Genomic DNA, 3,256 nt, shown 5'->3' with positions numbered 1-3,256 from the left:
CCCAGGTTGCGGCCCACCCGCCCCAGCACCACCACCACGCCGCCGGTCATGTATTCGCAGCAGTGGTCGCCGGATCCCTCAATTACCGCCTGAGCGCCGGAGTTGCGCACGGCAAAGCGCTCTCCCGCCTGGCCGTTGGCAAACAGGGATCCGCCGGTGGCCCCGTACAGACAGGTGTTGCCTAGGATGACGTTTTCTGCTGGATCCCGCGGAGCTTCTGGGGGAGCCAGAATGACAATTTCACCGCCACACATGCTCTTACCCACGTAGTCGTTGGCTTCCCCCGTCAGGGTCAGGCGCATGCCCGCCAAGGTAAAGGCCCCAAAGCTCTGGCCGGCGCTGCCCACAAAGCGCAGATCCAGCAGCCCCCCTTGTCGGGCAAAGCCGGTATCCCCATACAGCCGGGCCAGGGTGCCGGCAATGCGTCCGCCCACGCAGCGATCCGTGTTGGCGATGGGGAGCTCTACTGTAGCTGTGTCGCAGGTCTCGATGGCCTTTTGCACCTCGGGCCGCGCCAGGATTGCCTCGTCCAGAACCGGGCCGTTGCCATGCACTAGCTCATGCTCCAGCCACTTGGGCCGCTGGTGGGGAGCGAAGCCGGGGGGAGTCCGCAGCAGATAGTCCAAGTTGAGGGACTGGGTTTTCTCCAGAGCCGCGTCGGTACGGGGGCAGAGTAGATCCATGCGCCCAATCACCTCCTCCAAGGAGCGGTAGCCCAGTTGGGCTAGGACTTGGCGCACCTCCTCGGCCACAAAGGTAAAGAAAGTTACTACCTGGTCAGGAGTGCCGGGGAAGCGCTTGCGCAGCTCCTCTTTCTGGCTGGTCACCCCCACCGGGCAGTTGTTGGTGTGGCAGACCCGCGCCATGATGCACCCCTCGGCAATCATGGCCACTGTCCCGAAGCCAAACTCTTCCGCCCCCAGCATGGCCGCCATCACCACTTCCCAGCCGGTGCGAATGCCGCCGTCCACGCGCAGAATCACCCGCTGCCGCAGGCCGTTCTCCAGCAGGGCGTGATGCACTTCCACCAGGCCCAGCTCCCAGGGTGCCCCCGCATGTTTGATCGAGCTCAAAGGAGAAGCCCCTGTGCCTCCCTCGTGGCCGGAGATCTGGATGATGTCGGCATTGGCTTTGGCCACCCCTGCCGCCACCGTGCCAATGCCCACCTCCGCCACCAGCTTCACCGACACCTGCGCCTGCGGATTGACCTGGTGCAGGTCGAAGATCAACTGGGCCAGATCCTCAATCGAGTAGATGTCGTGGTGGGGTGGCGGCGAGATCAAGGTCACCCCCGGCTTAGAGCGGCGCAGCTTGGCAATGTAGGGGCTGACCTTTTTGCCCGGCAGTTGTCCGCCCTCGCCCGGCTTGGCTCCCTGGGCAATTTTGATCTCGATTTGCTGCGCGTTAAGCAGGTACTCCGGCGTCACGCCAAAGCGGCCCGAAGCCACCTGCTTCACTGCCGAGCTGGCGTTGTCCCCCATGCGCAGGCCCTTCAGGTGGGGGAAGCGCGCCGAGGTGCCCTCCGGCGTCACATCGGTAATGGGGATGTAGCGCTCCGGATCTTCTCCACCTTCGCCGGAGTTGGACTTGCCGCCAATGCGGTTCATGGCAATGGCTAGGGTCTCGTGGGCCTCGCGGCTGAGGGCTCCCAGCGACATCCCTCCTGTGGCAAAGCGCTTGAAGATCTCGGTGGCCGGCTCTACCTCTTCTAAGGGAATGGGATCCCGGTCGCTGCGAAAGTCCAGCAGATCCCGCAGGGCTGTGGGGGGGCGGTGGCGCAGATGGGACCGGTAGATCTCGTAGTGGTCGGGCTGTCCTGAGGCAATGGCCTTGTGCAGCAGCTTGGCCATCTCCGGGCTGTTGATGTGGTACTCCCCCTTGGGCCGCGCTTGGATAAAGCCAAAGTTCTCCAATTTTTTCGCGCTCAGCTCGGGGAAGGCGCGGCAGTGGTTGGCCATACCCTCGCGGGCCAGATCTGCCAGCGTCATCCCCCCGACCCGCGACACCGTGCCGCGGAAGGCCAGGTCAATCACCTCTTGGCTGAGGCCGATGGCCTCGAAGATTTGCGCTCCGTGGTAGCTGGAGAGCAGAGAAATGCCCATCTTGGAGAGGATCTTGAGCAAGCCCGCCTCGATGGCCGTGCGGTACTTCAGTTGGGCTTCGGCCAAAGAGAGCTGGGGCAGCTTGCCGGCAGCCATTTGGGTTTGCGTCTTGGGCTTGTGCCACCACTGGCGCACCGCCTCGTAGGCCAGGTAGGGACAGACAGCGCTGGCCCCATAGCCAATCAAGCAGGCAAAGTGGTGGGTACTCCAGCATTGGGCGGTCTCCACCACCAGAGAAGCGCGTAGGCGCAGCCCCTCCTGGATGAGGTGATGGTGGACAGCCCCGACGGCCAGCAGGGGCGGGATCAAGGCTTGCTCAGCACTGAGACCGCGATCCGAAAGGATCAAGATCTCGGCCCCCTCCCGCACTGCCTGCGCCGCCTTTTGGCACAGGGCTCGCACCTGAGCGGCCAGCCCTTCTGGCCCAGCGGCCACCGGGTAGAGGATGGGCAGCGTCCGGCAAGAGAAAGGCGTCCGCTGCAGGGCAGCTAGCTCCGCCTCGTTGAGCACCGGGCTGCGTAGGTGCAGCAGGCGAGCATGCTCCGGACGGATCTCCAGCAGGTTGCCTTTGGATCCCAGGTACACCTCCAAAGACATCACCAAGCTTTCCCGCAGGGGATCGATGGCGGGGTTGGTGACCTGGGCAAAGCGCTGCTTGAAGTAGTCGTAAAGGGGGTGGGGCTGGGTGGAGAGCACCGCCAGCGGCGCGTCGTCCCCCATGCTGAAAACCGGCTCCTTGCCCGTAGCCGCCATCTCCTCGATGATCATCTCCACATCTTCCGAGGAGTAGCCGCAGGCAGTCTGAATCTGAAGGAGTCGCTCTTCAGTGAGCTGCGGGGCGCTCTCAAAGTCTTGGCCAGCGAGCTGAACGCGGTAAGCCCTCAACCACTCTCCATAGGGGTGCTGAGCTGCCACCTGGGTCTTGATCTCCCAGTTTTTGTAGAGCTGGCCACTTTGCAGATCCACCGTCAGCATCTGCCCTGGCCCCAGCCGCCCCTTTTCTAGGATCTCGGCTTCCGGCAGGGGAACCACCCCCGCTTCCGAAGCCACTACCAGCAACCCGTCGCGGCTAAGGGCGTAGCGGGCTGGGCGCAGGCCATTGCGATCTAGAGTGGCGCCAATGGTTTTGCCGTCGCAGAAGACCACCATCGCCG

The 3,256-nt window shown here is 63.9% G+C and carries 1 protein-coding gene; it reads right to left on the bottom strand.

Annotated features, from left to right (window positions below):
- Positions 1–3,256, bottom strand: a 3,256-nt coding sequence (locus NW835_RS07390; protein ID WP_414414936.1) for a glutamate synthase-related protein, incomplete at both ends; no start/stop codon positions are given.

Source organism: Synechococcus sp. OH2, assembly GCF_047462155.1.
Classification (GTDB): domain Bacteria; phylum Cyanobacteriota; class Cyanobacteriia; order Thermostichales; family Thermostichaceae; genus Thermostichus.
Note: the sequence above shows the minus strand (reverse complement) of the source record. Positions and strands in the feature narration are given on the sequence as shown.